The sequence below is a fragment of the Paenibacillus cymbidii genome (assembly GCF_004764705.1).
Classification (GTDB): domain Bacteria; phylum Bacillota; class Bacilli; order Paenibacillales; family NBRC-103111; genus Paenibacillus_AN; species Paenibacillus_AN cymbidii.
Genome location: NZ_SHLX01000004.1, coordinates 90,227 through 105,930, shown reverse-complemented (window position 1 = coordinate 105,930; position 15,704 = coordinate 90,227). Strand labels below are relative to the sequence as shown.

Genomic DNA, 15,704 nt, shown 5'->3' with positions numbered 1-15,704 from the left:
AATCCGGGCAGATGGACGCGGATAGCCAGTGAAATCACTGGCTATTTCAGACGAAGCAGGCCAAATCGGGAAAATAAGCCATTTTTTGTTGCCTAATTGCGTTACCCGGCGAATCACTAACGCTTCCATTTGCCATTATGTGAATGGCGTACCATCCACTCGCCGATTTCGGCCGACGAGATCGGCTTGCTTACGAAATAGCCCTGCGCTTCATCGCAGCCCAGCGACTCCAGCTCGGCCAGCGTTTCCATATTTTCCACGCCCTCGGCCACGACGCCCAACCGAAGGTTTTTGGCCAGCGTAATAATGGATCTGACGATCATGTGGTTGCCGGATTCGGCTGTCATGCCGAGCACGAACGATTTGTCGATTTTCACCTGGCTGACGGGAAGATGCTGCAAATAGGACAAAGAGGAGAAGCCGGTGCCAAAATCGTCGATCGACAACTCGATGCCAAGCGATTGCAGCTCCGTCAGAACCTCCATGGCGCGAACGGTGTCGGACATCAGGAAACTCTCCGTGATCTCGAGGTGGAGCAATTCCGGCTTCAGCCGATATTTGGCCAGAAGCTTCTCCGTATTGGCCGGAAACGCGATATCCTGCAAGCTTCTGACGGACAAATTGACCGCCACCTTCATCCGGATGCCGCTTTCTTCCCATGATTTGCTCTGACGGATCGCTTCCTCCAGCACCCAATAGGTGAGCAGGTTGATAAAACCGATCTGTTCGGCAATCGGAATGAACTCGCTTGGCGGAACCATGCCGAATTGGGGATGATGCCAGCGAAGCAGCGCTTCGACACCTACGATATCGCCTGTGGCAATACGAATTTTGGGCTGATAGTGCAGCGATATTTGTCCATTGGTCACGGCGTCGCGAAGCTCGCTCATCAGCACGAGATGGAACGGATTGTTCTGATCCTGCTTGCGGTCGTACAAGGCGTAACCGCTTCCTCTTCGTTTGGCCATGTACATCGCGATATCGGCATATTGCATCAAGCTGTTCGGATTGTCGCCGTATTCCGGGAACAAGGAAACGCCCATGCTGACGCCAACCGCAAGCGTGATGCCCTCGATATAATAGGGCCGTTCGATCAGCTTTTGCAGCGCCTCGATTTTTTCGATGATCGACTGGCGGTCGCGATTCGGCAGCAGCATCGCAAACTCATCGCCTCCGAGCCTTGCGATCAGCTCATCGTCTTCCAATTGCAGCTGCACTTCCTTGCCCAACGCCTGCAAAAAGGCATCCCCGTATGAATGCCCCAACGTATCATTAATCGCTTTGAAATGGTTCAAATCAAACAAAACAAGGGCAAAATTCGTATGGTTGTCCGCTTGGCGGATCATCGTTTTCATCTTATCATAGAGCATGGTCCGGTTGGGCAAACCGGTCAACGTGTCATGCAGTGCCATATGCCGCAAGTCTGCCAATTGCTTCTTGCGTTCCGTTATCTCGCGAACGGTACATGCGTACAATCTCCTGTTTTCCACATATGCTTCATGGACTTGCACTTCGGCCGGAAACGAAATTCCCGTTCGCCGGAACGCTTCGATTTCGAATAATCCGGATTTGCCCGTCTGCTCGCCGATCCCTGCCGAATGGGCGGCATAAGCGGATAATAACGGCGTGCCGAATAACATGTCGACCGAACGGCCTGTCAATTCGTCGGGTTCGTATCCGAACATGATCTTCACAGCCGGATTGATCGTCAACATAGCCCCTTTTTCATTGAAAATAACCATCACGTCCATCGATGTTTCGCCAATGACTTTGGCCAGCGCTTCCGCTCGCCTAAGCTCCTGCGCCACTCGCTGCAATTCTTCGTTGGCCGCCTCCAGCTGCTGCTTGTGTAGATTGAGCTGCCGGGTCTGATTGATCAGCCGTTTGTTGATCGTATGCATTTCCAGAAAAATATCGACTTTCGATTTCAGGACGTCCGGATCGAACGGCTTGAAAATATAATCGACGGCGCCCACCGAATAACCGGCGTACACATGCTCCGGATCATGATTGATCGCGGTAATGAAAATGATCGGCGTATCTTTGTTCTTCTCGCGCGATTTGATCAATTTGGCCGTTTCGTAGCCGTTGATTCCCGGCATCTGCACGTCAAGCAAGATGAGCGCACATTCTTCATGAATCAAAAACTTCAATGCCTCTTCGCCCGACATGCATTTGACGAAGTTGGCGCAGGAAGAAGCCAATATGCCTTCCAAAGCGATCAAGTTTTCAGGCCGGTCGTCAACCAGAAGCACATTCACTTCCTTGTCCAGACTCAGGGTGCCGTTCATACCCGCATCCTCCTTTGGATTCCACTTTTCGAAATATCTTAGCCTGTTGATCCAGATGGATATAATGCGTTTCCACATCCGAAAATTTGACCGTTTCCTTATCGCCCAGCACCAGAAATCCCGAAGCTCGCAAGCTGGACAGCAGCAGGCGGTGCGTCTTGTTCTTCAGCTCCTCGTTAAAATAAATCATCACATTGCGGCAGCAGATCAAGTCGAAATCCTGAAACTGAACGTCTGCCGTCAGATCATGGACCGAAAACGTGATGCGCCGGCGCAACTCGGCTCGGAAATAACCGTTCTCCCCATCGCGTTCGACATACTCCCCCGGCTCCCGCTCTCCCCCGGCCAGCCGGTAATTCGATTCGAACCGCTCGAACTTGCTCCGGGTCAAACACCCGCGCCGCGCCTCGGCCAGAACGTCCAAAGCAATATCCGTCGCATAGATCCGGCTTCTTTCCAGCAGGCCCGCTTCATACAGCATGATGGCGAAGGAATACGCTTCCTCGCCGGTCGCGCATCCGACGATCCAAATCCGGATGAACGGCAAATGGCCAAGCTCGGGCACTATCCGGTGTCGGATGTAACGGAACGTTGCGGGATTGCGAAACATTTCGGTCACATGCACCATGAATCCCGCCGTCAGCTTGTTCATGGTTTCCATATTGGCGCAAACGGCGCTTCGCAAGCAAGCAAGATCCGCAAACTGATAAATCCGCAACTGCCTGCTGAGCACACGTTTAATCAGCCGAATGCTGTAATTTCTGAAATCGTATCGGGTCCGCTGCAGGATGTCGTGCAGCAGTTCGCTCCATTCATCCGGCGAGACGTCAAGCTCCGTTGCTCCTACTTGCCCGATTGCCATCGTTTTCCACCCGCCTTTAGCGAGAATCCTTGTTTAACCATATTTTCAACAAGGCGAGCAGCTTGTTCACATCGATCGGTTTCGTCAAGTAGTCTGATGCCCCGACAAGCAGGCCATGATCGCGGTCCTCCTGCATCGCTTTGGCGCTCACCATAATAACCGGTATGTCGTCGAACCGGGCCATCGTTCGGATGCGGCGCGTCGCTTCATAACCGTCCATGCCGGGCATCATCACGTCCATCAGGACGAGATTGATGTTCGTATGCTTGGTCAGCATCGCAATTCCTTTCTCTCCGTTATCTGCGTACAACACGTGGATGCCATAGCTTTCCAGGCGGCTGGACAACGCGAATACGTTGCGTATGTCGTCATCCACGATCAGTACCGTTTGTCCGGCAAAAGAATATTGCCATTGATCAGGCGACTCTTCCAGCACATACTGCGGTTCCGCACGCTCAGGCACGACATGGTCCGGTTGATCGGCAGGCTCCGCCTTCTCCCCCCATCGGTCGATCGGCAGCAGCAGCGTAAAGACGGATCCTACATGTTCCGTGCTGGCCACTGCGATTTCCCCCCCGAGCAGGTGAGCAAGCTCGCGGCAGATCGACAAACCCAGGCCCGTTCCGCCATATTTGCGGCTGGTCGTCCCGTCCGCTTGCGCAAAGGCGTTAAAAATAATATCCAGCTTTTCTACCGGTATGCCGATGCCCGTGTCGGAGACTGCGATTTTTAATGCTCTTCCGCCGTCTTCATGATCCACGCACTGGATCGACAGCACGATTTTCCCCCGTTCCGTAAATTTGAACGCGTTCGACAACAAATTATGAATCATTTGCCGCAATCGCAGCAGGTCGCCATGAAAGACATCCGGAACGTCTGCGGCAATGACGACTGTAAATTCCAGCCCTTTCTGCTGCGCGACCGCGGCAAAATTCCTTTTGACGAATTCTTCCAGCTCCCGCGTCTCAATCAAATCAATTGTTACTTGCATTTTACCCGACTCCACCCGGGCCAAATCCAATATTTGATTGATCAATGCCAGCAAGTCGTTGCTCGACGAGTACACGGTTTGCGCGTATTCGATCTGCTTGCCGCTCATGTTTCCTTCGCGATTCTCCGTCAGCAATTTGGTCAAAATCAGCATGCTGTTCAGCGGCGTCCGCAGCTCATGCGACATGTTGGCCAAAAATTCCGATTTGTAAGCGGATGCGGCTATCAGTTGTTTGGCCCTGCTCTCCAGTTCGGCGTTTGCCTCTTCTAGCTCCTGCTGATTCATCAGCAGTTGGCTTTCCGATTGCTGCAGCGATGCCGTCTGCTCTTCGAGCTCCGCGTTGATTTGCGCAAGCTCTTCTTGCTGGACGTGAAGCTCTTCGGAATATTGCAGCAGCTCTTCAGCTTGCAGCTGCGCTTCCTTCAGCAGCCTTGCAATGCGGAGCTGGCTGTTCAGCTTGTTCAGCGTCAGCGCCGCCAACAACCCTGCCTGCTCCAACAACCGCTCTTGTACCGGACTGAACGGTTCTTGCACGACAAGCTCAAGCACCGCCTCGACCTTCGTATCGTTTCGCAGCGGTTCGATGATCACCTGGGATTGCGGCAGCAGCGAAAGCGAGGTCGAGAACCTGATGTGCCGGGCATCGACAGACCCAATCGTCATTCGCCGTCCCGAACCGATCACTTCTCCGATCGGACCGTCGCCGGCTGTGTACGCAGCCTTCAGCTTCGTTTTCTCTTCGTCCGGAACGGCATAGGTCCCAGCCAGCAAGAATCGGACAGAATCCCCTTCCTCCTCCGCGGCAACGTAGAAGACGGCGCAAACGACACCGAGCATGGGAGCGATTTCTTGCATGAAGCGCCGGGCGAGTTCTTCGCTCGAATCGGAGCTTTGGATAATCTGCTGGATATGCGACAAGTTTTTGTGGTGCCAGGCCGACTCTTCGGTTTGACGCAGCCACTCCCGCTCTTGCTCGCGGCTCGCCCTGAGGTTGTCGGCCATGGTATTGAAGGAACGGGCAACCATGCCGATTTCATCGCCCGACGCAATGGATAGCCGCAGGGAAAGATCGTCGCCTTGGCTGGCGAACCGGTCCATCACGGACGAAACCTGAATAAGCTTGCGCGAGACGGAACGGCTGAACAGCACGGATACGACGGTGCCGATGATCAGGAACAAGATGACGAACAGCAAATAGCCGCCCATCTGATCGTCGTACATCGCATCCGTGTCCCGCGAAGCTTGCTCCATCGAATAGGTTGTAAGCGCGATCATCTTGTCCAGCTTGTCGAACATGCCGCTCTGCAAATCCCTGCCGACATCGATCAGTTGAGTTGTCGCCTCGTCCTCCTTGCCTTCGCGGGCAAGCTGAAGCACGCGGTTGGCGTAAGCGACATAAGCGGCGCCGTCTTGTTTCACATCGGCAAGGAGAAGCAGGGCCGCGGGGTCGGTCGTGGAGGCATCCAGTTCGGCCAACGTGGAAGCGGCCCCTTCCAGCGCCGCATTAATGCGGCTCATTTCCTCTTCCCTTACTTCGTTCGAACGGGTGAGCACGTAGTTCCGCAGACTCTTGGCGATGGTACTTGCCTGATCCTTGATCGTCCAGGCGGCTTTCATTTGGGGAAAATCGTCATGCATGATCGCATGCGATTTTTTTTGCAAATCCGAGGTAATCACGAGGGAAATAAACACGACCACAAGCAAGCTGGCGAGCAGCGTTCCGAATGCGAAGACCACTTTTAAGCCTATTCTCATCGTACACCCTCCAGAATATCTGTAGATGCGGTAAAACGGAAGGAAATCGAAAGATGAACTGGCCGGGCCGTGCCCGCCAGCTTAACTTTCGGCAAAAAACGATGCGATTCGGAGACTTTCGTTCTGGTTCGACTAGCCTATATCCCACATTTTAACATGGCCTTACCTGATGCACAATCGGATTTGCTATCGTCTTGCCATCAAGTTAATTAACCACATTAACAATTGTCGGAAAAATAAGCCCGCAATAAATGCGGACTCGATTCGCTCTGTTCAGCTTTTCCGCGCCGGTGAAGGCAGATGCGGCCTTAGGGCGTCCGCCCACTCCCGATACCCTGCGTCGGTAAGATGGCAGAAGTCAAATGCTATCTGCTGCGACAATGTCCCGTCTCGCTCAAGCAATTGCGGGCCGATGTCGATGAAGACATAGCCCATCTCCTCGGCCAGCTCCGCATACCGCTCGTTGATGTCAACGATCAGCTTGCGCCGGGGATGGTCCGGCTGCGCCTCCCGCGGAAATACGGCCATCAGCACGATGGCGGCTTCGGGCGCCATTGCGCTAACGCGCGCGCCGATTTCCCGTACGCCCGCCGCAATCTCCGCCGCGCTGTTCGCTCGGGCGTTGACGGTTTCGCTCGTATTGTTGGTGCCGATATTGATGATGACCGTATGCGGACGTAGGCCGTCCATTTCGCCGTGCTCCAGCCGCCAGAGCACATTCTGCGTGCGATCCCAGCCGAAGCCGAGGTTCAATACGCGGTAGGGGGCAAAAATCGACTGCCATAATTCCTGCGAACCGTGAACAATGTCGCACTTCGGTTCGCCTCCCCAGAAATGAGTAATGGAGTCGCCGATCAGAACGATTTCCGGATCGAGCGAATCCTTGATCGCAAGCACTTGTTTATGGCGCTCCCACCAATCATATCCATCCTCTTCCAGTTTCGGCACCGGAACGGTCGCCGTATTGACCGGCCAGGCCGTGCCTGATGCCGGTTCCCCATGCGATTGAAATAACGGACGTTTCACTGCAGCTCCTCCAGTCGTTTGCCTTGCGGCACTTTGCTCTCATTGTATCACTGCTCCTGTTATCGCAAAAGTTCGCCGTTTAACGATCGTTATTTCCGCTCCAAATCATCGGAAGCATGCATTTACACAAGAACATATGTGCGGTATGATGGGTTGGATTATGCGGTTTGCATTTGGTTAATCTGATTTGGGGAGGACGACGGCATTGGACAAGAAGACAACAAGCAGAACAAACATGATCGGCGGCAGTGAGGTTGACGCCATCTCGGTCGATATGGATCGGCGTGCGATTCATGAAACAAACAGCTTGTTTTGGGATACAAAAGGAAACGATGTTTTGGGAGCTACCTCGCTGCCCTTATACGGAGCATTCGTCACCGAAGAAAAGTGCCAACTTTTGGGCGACGTTTCGGGAAAAAGGGTGCTGGAAATCGGCTGCGGCAGCGGTCACTCCTTGCAATATTTGGGGGAACGCCAAGCCTCCGAGCTATGGGGGATGGATCTGGCGGAAAACCAAATTGCAAAAACAAAGCAACATTTGGCGGCGTGCGGTCTTGCGGCGACACTCATCTGTTCTCCCATGGAAGAAGAATGCGGCCTACCGGAGCGTTATTTTGACTTTGTTTATTCGATTTATGCCATCGGCTGGACAACCGATCTGGAGGGAACGTTTCGCCGGATTGCGTCTTGCCTGAAGCAGGACGGCGTGTTTATTTTCAGCTGGTCTCACCCGATACATAAATGTGTGGCTGCGGAAAACGATCGGCTTGTGTTCAAAAAATGTTATTTCGACGAATCCTGGTATTCGGTGACGCTTGGCGACAGTACGCTGGCCTTATCGGACCGTAAGCTGTCCACCTACGTGAATGCACTCTCCAAAGCGGGATTCGACATCGAGCAATTGATTGAAGAATCCGATGAGGAAATATTGCAATCGCGCAGCGGCGATTTTGCCCAAAAAGCAAGGATGCTTCCTGTCACCTTTGTCATCAAGGCGCGAAAACGATAGCGGGTTCCATAAACAAGCGGCAGTCCGGGGCTGCCGCTTATTCAACCGCCGTAGCAGTTCTTTTATTTACCTGAACGTGTATTCGCTGGGCATATGCGTGCGTTGGCCATCGCGATCGAGCAGCGCAAGCCGCGCCATCCCATGGAGCAGGTAGCCCGGGCCCAGTTGCGATTCGTAATGGTCGATGCCCGCTGCCGCTCCGCGCGGAATATCATGTTCGAAATACACCGACTCGAACAACGCGGCCAGTTGCAAACCGCCGTCAAGCCACTGCCGTTCGCCGGTTATGTCGTACAGGTCCGCCATCAATTCCAGCGCAAGACCGGCATCGCCGGCAGGGACGTAATGATGGCCGATCAAATTGATGTGTTCATGCGGCCGAATGCCTTTTGCATCGATCGTTACTTCGCTCGTTACCGGGAACGGATGGTCGAGATAACAGGCGCCCACTGCCCGGGCCCATTGCAAAAGATCCGGGCGAAGGCACAGCCGCCAGGCGCACAAGCACATCAAAGCGGCGGACGAAGCGATGGCGACACCGTAGACGCTGCCCCAAACCGACATCGGTTCCGTCAGTTGGTTGTCCCGTGTGCACAGATTGGCGAAAACGCCCTGCTGCGGATCATGCGGCGCAGCCAAAAATCCGCCGATATACACTTCGGCACGTCGCCGTAACGTTTCCGCCAGCGCCGGGGACGTCCGATGGAGCAAATCCGCCGATTCCAGCAAGCTGATGGCCAGGGAGATCGTCTGGGTTGGAGAATATATTTGATAAAACCGAACCGCATCTTGCGGCGAGCGGCTTTCAATCAGCAGCAGCCCGCGCTCGTCTCGCTTCTCCCACCAATAATCCGCAAACTTCTCCAGCTGCAGCAGCAGCTCCGGACGGCGGCTTTGGTTGTAGGCGAATGCCAGATCGTAAATATAAAATCCGGAATGCCGCGGAAAATCGCAGGAACGAACATCTTCCGGCGCATATTTTTTACTGTTGATTTCCGCATGCCGGTAATATTCGCGAGGTGAAGTTCCTTTCCAGTGATATTCGAGTCCGTCGGCGAACTGCTGCACACAGGGAGCGTGGAAGTGTTGCAGCTTCTCCCATATCCAAAGCGGCGCCTGGCGCAAATGGTCGTGGATCGCCCGCCCTTCCGGCTCATATCTGGCGATGCTGCTTCCGACGCGATGCTCGGTCAAATGCCAATAAGCATGTTCCCCCCAAGGGAACAGCCCTGTCGCCGTGTTCGTGCAGCGCGTGGCGAAATAACGCAAATAACGGTCGGCCGCTTCCGCATATTCCGGTTTCGCTTCGGATGCGGCCAGCGCATACATCGTGCCAAGCAAAGGAATATCATGCATCAGGTTGCTGCCCGTCGGGGCCCTGTCCGAATCGCGCTGCCCGGGGATCGGCGCGGGCAGCTCCCGCAGCATCTCGCCCGTGCGGCAGTCGAGCAGCGATGGAATCAAGCCGTTGTACGGCTGCGCGCTGCGGATCAGCCGGTCGATCGCCTTGCCGATCGTTTGCAATAGTTCTGTCATACGATGCTCCCCTTATTCTTTAATGGCGCCAACAACTGCGCCTTTGACGAAATATTTTTGCAGAAACGGATACGAGCAGATGATGGGAACGATCGATACGATGATGATTGAATATTTGAGCTGCGTCGCAAACATGTCGCGTGTCATGGCATCGTCGAATTGCGTATTGAGATCCGGCGAATTCTGGATCAGCACCTTCATCAAATACACTTGCAGCGGCTGAAGCTTGGCATTCGGCAAATAAATGAGCGCGGAGAAATAGCTGTTCCAGAACCCTACGGCTGAATACAGCGCGATGACGCTGACGATCGGCAGCGAGATCGGCATCACGACGCGGTACAGAATGCCGATGTCGGAGCAGCCGTCGATTTTGGCCGCTTCCGTCAATCCGTCCGGGATCGAGGATTGAAAGTAAACGCGCGTCATGATGGCCGTCCATGCGCTCATGGCGGCAGGAAGCACAATCGCCCAGCGGGTGTCATACAACCCCAGCTTCTGGATCAATAAAAAGTCGGGGATCAAGCCGCCGCTGAAAAACATCGTTACGGCAAGCAGCACCATAAAGTATCCGCGGGCGAAAAAATCGCGGCGCGACAAGGGGTAAGCAAACGTAACGGTAACGAATATATTGATGGCCGTGCCGACGAGCGTGTACCAAATCGTATTGTAATACCCTCTCCACATATTGGCGTTTTCGAACAGCAGCCCGTAACTTTCCAGGGAAAATCCCCGTGGCCACAACCATATCCGCATGGCGACAACTTCCTCGGGCGAGCTGATCGACATGCTGAATACATAAAGAAACGGATAGATCGTCGATAGTCCGATCACGAACAGGAGACAGGCAATAACGCCTTCGACGATACGGTCATTTTTCGTTTTCACGGACATCCCCTACCACAAAGACGTTTGATTGACTTTTTTGCTGACGGCATTGACGATGAGGAGCAGCAGGAAATTGGCGACCGAATTGAACAAGCCCACCGCCGCACCGAAGCTGTAATCCGCCCCGAGCAGACCCCGCCGGTACACATAGGTGGCGATCACGTCGGAAGTTTCGTAGATGGCCGGCGAATACAGCAGGATGATTTTTTCGGCTCCGACACTCAATAAACTGCCCATATTCAGGATGAGCAGAATGACCATGGTTGGCATAATGCCTGGCAATGTAATGTGCAGCATCTGTTTCCATCGCCCCGCTCCATCGATTTTGGCCGCATCGAACAGCTGCGGGTCGATCGCCGACAGCGCAGCCAAGTAAATAATCGAACTCCAGCCGAACCCTTGCCAAATTCCCGAACCGATATAAATCGTGCGAAACCATGCGGGCTCGGTCAGCAGACTTGTCGATTCTCCGGTGATCGATTTGAACAGCAACCCGAACAAGCCGTCGGTCGGCGAAAGGAAATTGACGATCAACCCTGCGATAATGACCGTTGAGATGAAATGGGGGAAATAACTTACCGTCTGCACCGCCCGCTTGAAAAAACCGTTGCGGATTTCGTTTAACAGAAGCGCGAAAATAATCGGAATCGGAAATCCCCAGAGGAGCGAATACAAGCTGATCAGAATCGTATTGCGCAGCAGCCGGTAGGCGTAAACGGAATGAAAAAACTCGCCGAACCAGCGAAAACCGACCCATTCGCTTCCCATAATGCCGAATCCCGGCGAAAAATCTTTGAAGGCGATAATGACGCCATACATGGGAATATATTGGAAAATAATGAGATAGGCGGTCCCGGGCAGCAACAACAGCAGCAAATATTTGCTCTTGACGACATTTTTGCGCAAATATGTCCATTTGTTCGCAGCCGCAGTCCGATGTAAGGCGGACATACCGTTCTCGTGTATCATGGCGACGCTCCTTATCTTTCGTTCGGGTCGTTGGCAGGCCGGATTCAAGGCAGCGCAAGCATGTTGCCGCGATCCGGCCCATCAATGACGATATCGTTTATTTCATGCTCGTCCAGCGGTCATATTGCGTTTGCTTGATTTTGACGACATCTTCGATGCCCATCGTTTTTAACGTTTGCACGAACTTGTCGAAGTTCGCCAGCGGTTCCGCCCCCGTGATGAATTTCGCGACCATTTCTTGCCGGTACGTATCGATATCCGCCATCCTCTGGGCATAAGCGGACGCCTCCTCCGAAGTGCTCATGACGCTCGGGAATGCCGGACGATAATACGCTTTGATGTCCTGCAGTCTCTTCAGCGATGCTTCCGGCATAAGAATTTTCGATTGCTGGCTAAGCGCGTCGGGCGAAATGATTTGCGGAAAACGTCCCGCCGCACCGTAATTGCCCAATACCGAGCCGGGGTTCGGATATTTCGGGTTGTTCGTCACTTCCTCCGTATACTGGGGCTTTCCGTTTACCATGGTATAGGTAACCCCTTCGATGCCATAATTGAACAACAGCTGGCCTTGCTCGCTGGCGAACAAATAATCGAGCCATTTGACCGCAAGCTCCGGATTTTTGGCGTTTTTGGAAATGGCGTAACGGTTGCCGTCCGTTGCCGCGTTCACCTCGTAGAACCGGTCTCCCTGCGGGCCTTGAGGCGGAGCCGCAATTACCCATTGCGCTTTGGGAAAGTTTTTTTGCATTTCCTTCGTGTACTGGTCGAAACGCTGGGCCCAGATCGAATAACCGCCGGTCAGGTCCCCAACGACATAAGCGGTCACTTTGTCGGCATGAGGCGTCAACAGGCCCGGGTCGATCAGCTTCTCGTTCCACCATTTGTTCATTTCGGTCAAATAGTCTTTCGCTTTCGGGTTCGTCCATGCGTACTCGACCTTGCCCTGTTTATTGATGGCAAAATAAGAGCTGACGGGCGTCATGCCGTAAGCTTGAGCGAATTTATCGAGCGCCCCGATTCCGGAAGCGGCATACGGTATTTCATCGGGCTTGCCGTTGCCGTTCGGATCCCCGTCGCGGAAGGCGAGCAGCATGTTGTGCCAGTCATCGATCGTTACGGGCGCTTTCAGATTCAGCTTCTCCGCCCAATCCTGCCGGTAGCCGATCCCGTTCACGTTAAAATCGTTCCCCGCTGGCGACACCACGCCGGGGAAGGCGTAGATCGAGCCGTCCGGCGCGGTCAACGTCTTTTTGACATCGGGATTTGCATCGAGAAATTTTTTGGTATTCGGCGCATATTTGTCGATGAGCTCATTCAACGGAATAATGACGCCGCCCTTGGCGATCTTGACCGGATCGTCTCCTTGCGGCAGCTGCATGATATCCGGCAAATTCGATGCTGCCGCGATGCGGGTACGCATGATCGTGCTGTAATCGGTGTAAACGGCTTCAAATTTTATTTTGACACCCGTTTGCTTCTCCAGTTCCTTGATGATCGGAAGATTGTCGTCGTTGTAGCTGGGGCCGCTCGCGCCGATATCGATGACTGCGAACGACAACGTTTCGCCGGAGGCGGAAAGCTTGGTACCCGCAGCATTCGTTTTTGCAGGCTCGTGTGTATTGCCGGATGAAGTCGAAGCTGGCGGGCTGCTGCTCGCCGAACTGCCCGTCTTGCTGCCGGAGCACCCGGCAAGGGCGAGCGCTAACGAAATTGAAAGCGGTAACAATACCGAGGCTGCTTTTTTCAACATGGACCATTTGCCCCTCTCTTATCCTGGTTGAGCCAATGGGAACGCTGCAGCGATTCCATCCCAAATTATGATGCGGCGGGCGATAATGGGCAACGATCGTTATTTGACGGCAGTTCGTTATTTCATCTCGAACATCCCCCGCGCCCGTCAAAGCCAGGGGATCGTATTTTATGATCGGCATCGTTTTTTCATTCCGGCTTCGACTGCAGCTTCATCGTCCGGTACTCGCCCGGCGTGATGCCGGAATACTTCTTGAATGCGCGGCGAAAGGTGAGCACGTTCGCATACCCGATTCGCATGCCGATTTCTTCCACGGTAAGCGCCTGATCGACCAGCAGCTGCTTCGCCATCATCACTCTTTTGCGCGCGATGTATTCGACGAAATTGTAACCGGTCTGCTCCTTGATGAACTTGCTCATATAAGGTACGGACAAACCGAAGCGGTCGGCCACCGCGTCGAGAGAGAGATTGCCGTCATAGCAGTTGTCGTCGATATAGCGCCAAATGTCGTGTTTGACTTGCGAATTGCCCGCTTCTCTTATGAGCGTCATCTCCGCGCATACGCGCGCATAAACATCATAAACATATTCCTTCATGCTGTTAATCGTATTCAACCGCATAAACTCGCGTTCGTTAATCACATTGGCGATGCCAAGCTCCGCGTTGGAAAGCGCTTTGAGCGCCGTGGACAACAAATCGTGAAAAAAACATTGCAGCGTGATGAAATGGTAGTTGCCCTTGCCGACGTTGATTTCGATCAATTGGCCGAGCACCGCCTCGACCTGTTCGAACTGTCCGTGTCTCATTTTGGCGACAAGCTCTTCCTCTTTATCGGTCGGGAAGTAATAACGGAAGCCGGTGTCGGCGTCGATATCGGCGAAGAACACCATGCCGCGAGGCGCGCCGTCACGGACGAACGCATAGTGAAGCGCCATCACGGCCTCCTTGTGCGAGCCGCTGATTTCGGCCAGCTCGGCGCACGAGCCGCCGACGCCTACGTAACTGCGGTGCTCTCCGTACGTCTCCAGCAGCGACAGCTTCACTTGCCCGATGGCTTCTTCCGCCTTGCTTCGATCCCCCGTATTGAGAATGAGCGCCAGCCGATTGCCTTCGATTTCAACCAGATACAACGGCCAATTCCCTTCCAAGGTCCACTTCGATACTTTCTGGCCGATCGAAACACTTTCGTCGCAAACGCTTTCAACATACAGGAGCGCGACCCGCCAGGCATCGTTCGTTGTCCCGATTCCGATCGTCTGCCGCGCGTAGCTGATTTCGGCCGGAGCGTGCAAATTGTACAGCAGCTTAAGAAAAAACGAATGGATCGCCAGCGGCAAATAATACTCCACCTTCCGTTCGAGCTCATGGTTGCTGGATATGATCGTGTCGAATGCAGACTCCAAATAGTTGTACTCGTTGCTGCCGCGATACGGATTGCTGTCGGCTGCCGTGCCGCTGTTCAGCTTGCTGAGCAATCCTTTGAGCGGACGGTAATTGCGAATGGCAAAACCATAGGAAAATGAAATTCCGATTACGATCGAAATCGCGATCAGGATGAACACCGCATATTTGATAACCTGCACCTGGCTCAGAACCATGCTTGTCGGAATGACGGCGATATACTTCCAGCCGTTCACTTCGGATTGGGTGAGGAAAGTGAAATACTCGTCTCCGTTTTGGTTCTTCACGATACTTGTGATCCGCGCTCCCGCATCCGGCAAGTCGTTCAGCAACGGTCGGATGTCCTCGTCGATGTTGACTCCCGTCACCAATTCATTATTGGCATCGAGAATATACAAGGAATGGCTGCGCTCATACGATCCCGTGTGCAGCAATTCCTGGATTGACTTCTCTTCGATCGACAGCAGAAGCGTAGCAACGGGAGTTTGATCGATGAGCGGCATCGTCTTGACGTAAGTCATCGCCCGTTTGGAACCGTCGTAAGTGTACACCTGTCCGGGGTTCAGCACGCTGCCGTGATTGAACGTGTCGATCAATGGCAACCAGTCGGCGGCTTTCATGTTTTCCACCCTGTAGTTCCTTTCGAAGAACCATTCATAATCGTCCAGGCCGTTCTCCGTCAGCACCAATCGCTTCGTATTCAGGATAATCGCAATCCGGTCGATAAACCCGTTCAACGATTCGTAGTTGCGAATTTCGTCCGCATATCCGCGGATTTCCGATGGCTCGAGACGATCGGCTTGAATCGACGGTCCGTACATGTTGCCGATTTTTTGGACCCATCGGGTACTGATGAGCGTATCCAGCAGCCGGTCCATGTCGATAAACCGTCTGTCCATCGCGGCCCGCGCCTGATCGAGCTTCTCGTAATACATGGCTGCCGTTTGCTCCTTGACGATTTTCACTGTCCATCCGTAGCCGAGCACACTGATAAAAAGCATCGGAATGAAAGCGACAACCACATACGACACGAACATTTTTCCTTTGATGGATTTCCCCCGGAACAACGCGTTCATTGGATCCCCCATTTCCATACATAATCTGTATTAGAATATATTTTGGTGAATCAGCTAAAAAAAGTTGATCTATGGTTGCACCCCATACGTAAAGATACGCGTTTGGATAGCCTCATTCCTCTATTTCCTGCAACATAGACAAACACCCCCTTA

The 15,704-nt window shown here is 53.5% G+C and carries 11 protein-coding genes; 2 read left to right on the top strand and 9 right to left on the bottom strand.

Features of this window, described 5'->3' with window-relative positions:
• Positions 1 to 116 precede the first annotated feature (116 nt).
• The 4 genes from EXY20_RS07475 to EXY20_RS07460 all read right to left on the bottom strand — a co-directional run bounded on the left by EXY20_RS07475 (position 117) and on the right by EXY20_RS07460 (position 6,925).
• Entirely contained in the window at positions 117 to 2,291 is a 2,175-nt protein-coding gene (locus EXY20_RS07475; RefSeq protein ID WP_167859055.1) for a two-component system response regulator, read from the bottom strand.
• Positions 2,242 to 3,153: a CheR family methyltransferase gene (locus EXY20_RS07470; protein WP_135549286.1), complete on the bottom strand. Its 912-nt coding sequence runs from the start codon at positions 3,151 to 3,153 to the stop codon at positions 2,242 to 2,244. Before EXY20_RS07470 ends, EXY20_RS07475 begins: the two co-directional genes overlap by 50 nt.
• 16 nt (positions 3,154 to 3,169) lie before the next feature.
• On the bottom strand, positions 3,170 to 5,899 hold the full coding sequence (locus EXY20_RS07465; RefSeq protein ID WP_135549284.1) for an ATP-binding protein: 2,730 nt from the start codon (positions 5,897 to 5,899) through the stop codon (positions 3,170 to 3,172).
• A gap of 273 nt (positions 5,900 to 6,172) precedes the next feature.
• Complete coding sequence (locus EXY20_RS07460) at positions 6,173 to 6,925, bottom strand: GDSL-type esterase/lipase family protein (protein ID WP_207671233.1); 753 nt, start codon at positions 6,923 to 6,925, stop codon at positions 6,173 to 6,175.
• Positions 6,926 to 7,160: 235 nt separating this feature from the next.
• Here EXY20_RS07460 and EXY20_RS07455 point away from each other — a divergent pair, with 235 nt between their 5' ends.
• The gene (locus EXY20_RS07455) at positions 7,161 to 7,934 is read left to right on the top strand and encodes a class I SAM-dependent methyltransferase (RefSeq protein ID WP_407944900.1); all 774 of its coding nucleotides are present in this window, start codon (positions 7,161 to 7,163) and stop codon (positions 7,932 to 7,934) included.
• Positions 7,935 to 8,000: 66 nt separating this feature from the next.
• Here the strand turns inward: EXY20_RS07455 and EXY20_RS07450 are convergent, their stop codons facing one another.
• The 4 genes from EXY20_RS07450 to EXY20_RS07435 all read right to left on the bottom strand — a co-directional run bounded on the left by EXY20_RS07450 (position 8,001) and on the right by EXY20_RS07435 (position 12,882).
• The gene (locus tag EXY20_RS07450; RefSeq protein ID WP_135549282.1) at positions 8,001 to 9,470 is read right to left on the bottom strand and encodes a hypothetical protein; all 1,470 of its coding nucleotides are present in this window, start codon (positions 9,468 to 9,470) and stop codon (positions 8,001 to 8,003) included.
• Positions 9,471 to 9,482: 12 nt separating this feature from the next.
• Complete coding sequence (locus EXY20_RS07445; RefSeq protein ID WP_207671231.1) at positions 9,483 to 10,355, bottom strand: carbohydrate ABC transporter permease; 873 nt, start codon at positions 10,353 to 10,355, stop codon at positions 9,483 to 9,485.
• A gap of 9 nt (positions 10,356 to 10,364) precedes the next feature.
• Positions 10,365 to 11,324, bottom strand: a complete 960-nt coding sequence (locus EXY20_RS07440; protein ID WP_235885405.1) for an ABC transporter permease — start codon at positions 11,322 to 11,324, stop codon at positions 10,365 to 10,367.
• Positions 11,325 to 11,421: 97 nt separating this feature from the next.
• Positions 11,422 to 12,882 carry an extracellular solute-binding protein gene (locus EXY20_RS07435; protein WP_167859054.1) on the bottom strand — a complete coding sequence of 487 codons (1,461 nt, stop codon included), beginning with the start codon at positions 12,880 to 12,882 and terminating at the stop codon, positions 11,422 to 11,424.
• Positions 12,883 to 12,904: 22 nt separating this feature from the next.
• On the opposite strand from EXY20_RS07435, the gene EXY20_RS38825 reads away from it, so the two are divergent.
• Entirely contained in the window at positions 12,905 to 13,105 is a 201-nt protein-coding gene (locus tag EXY20_RS38825; RefSeq protein WP_167859053.1) for a hypothetical protein, read from the top strand.
• 157 nt (positions 13,106 to 13,262) lie between these two features.
• On the opposite strand, the gene EXY20_RS07430 is transcribed toward EXY20_RS38825, so the two are convergent.
• Positions 13,263 to 15,551, bottom strand: coding sequence for a helix-turn-helix domain-containing protein (locus tag EXY20_RS07430; protein ID WP_167859052.1), 2,289 nt, complete (start codon positions 15,549 to 15,551; stop codon positions 13,263 to 13,265).
• Positions 15,552 to 15,704: the final 153 nt, after the last annotated feature.

What these genes read in the sequence shown, in the direction of transcription:
- EXY20_RS07475 (WP_167859055.1), bottom strand. Translation starts at nt 2,291, where the DNA reads ATGAACGGCACCCTGAGTCTGGACAAGGAAGTGAATGTGCTTCTGGTT.
- EXY20_RS07470 (WP_135549286.1), bottom strand. Translation starts at nt 3,153, where the DNA reads ATGGCAATCGGGCAAGTAGGAGCAACGGAGCTTGACGTCTCGCCGGAT.
- EXY20_RS07465 (WP_135549284.1), bottom strand. Translation starts at nt 5,899, where the DNA reads ATGAGAATAGGCTTAAAAGTGGTCTTCGCATTCGGAACGCTGCTCGCC.
- EXY20_RS07455 (WP_407944900.1), top strand. Translation starts at nt 7,161, where the DNA reads ATGATCGGCGGCAGTGAGGTTGACGCCATCTCGGTCGATATGGATCGG.
- EXY20_RS07450 (WP_135549282.1), bottom strand. Translation starts at nt 9,470, where the DNA reads ATGACAGAACTATTGCAAACGATCGGCAAGGCGATCGACCGGCTGATC.
- EXY20_RS07440 (WP_235885405.1), bottom strand. Translation starts at nt 11,324, where the DNA reads ATGATACACGAGAACGGTATGTCCGCCTTACATCGGACTGCGGCTGCG.
- EXY20_RS07430 (WP_167859052.1), bottom strand. Translation starts at nt 15,551, where the DNA reads ATGAACGCGTTGTTCCGGGGGAAATCCATCAAAGGAAAAATGTTCGTG.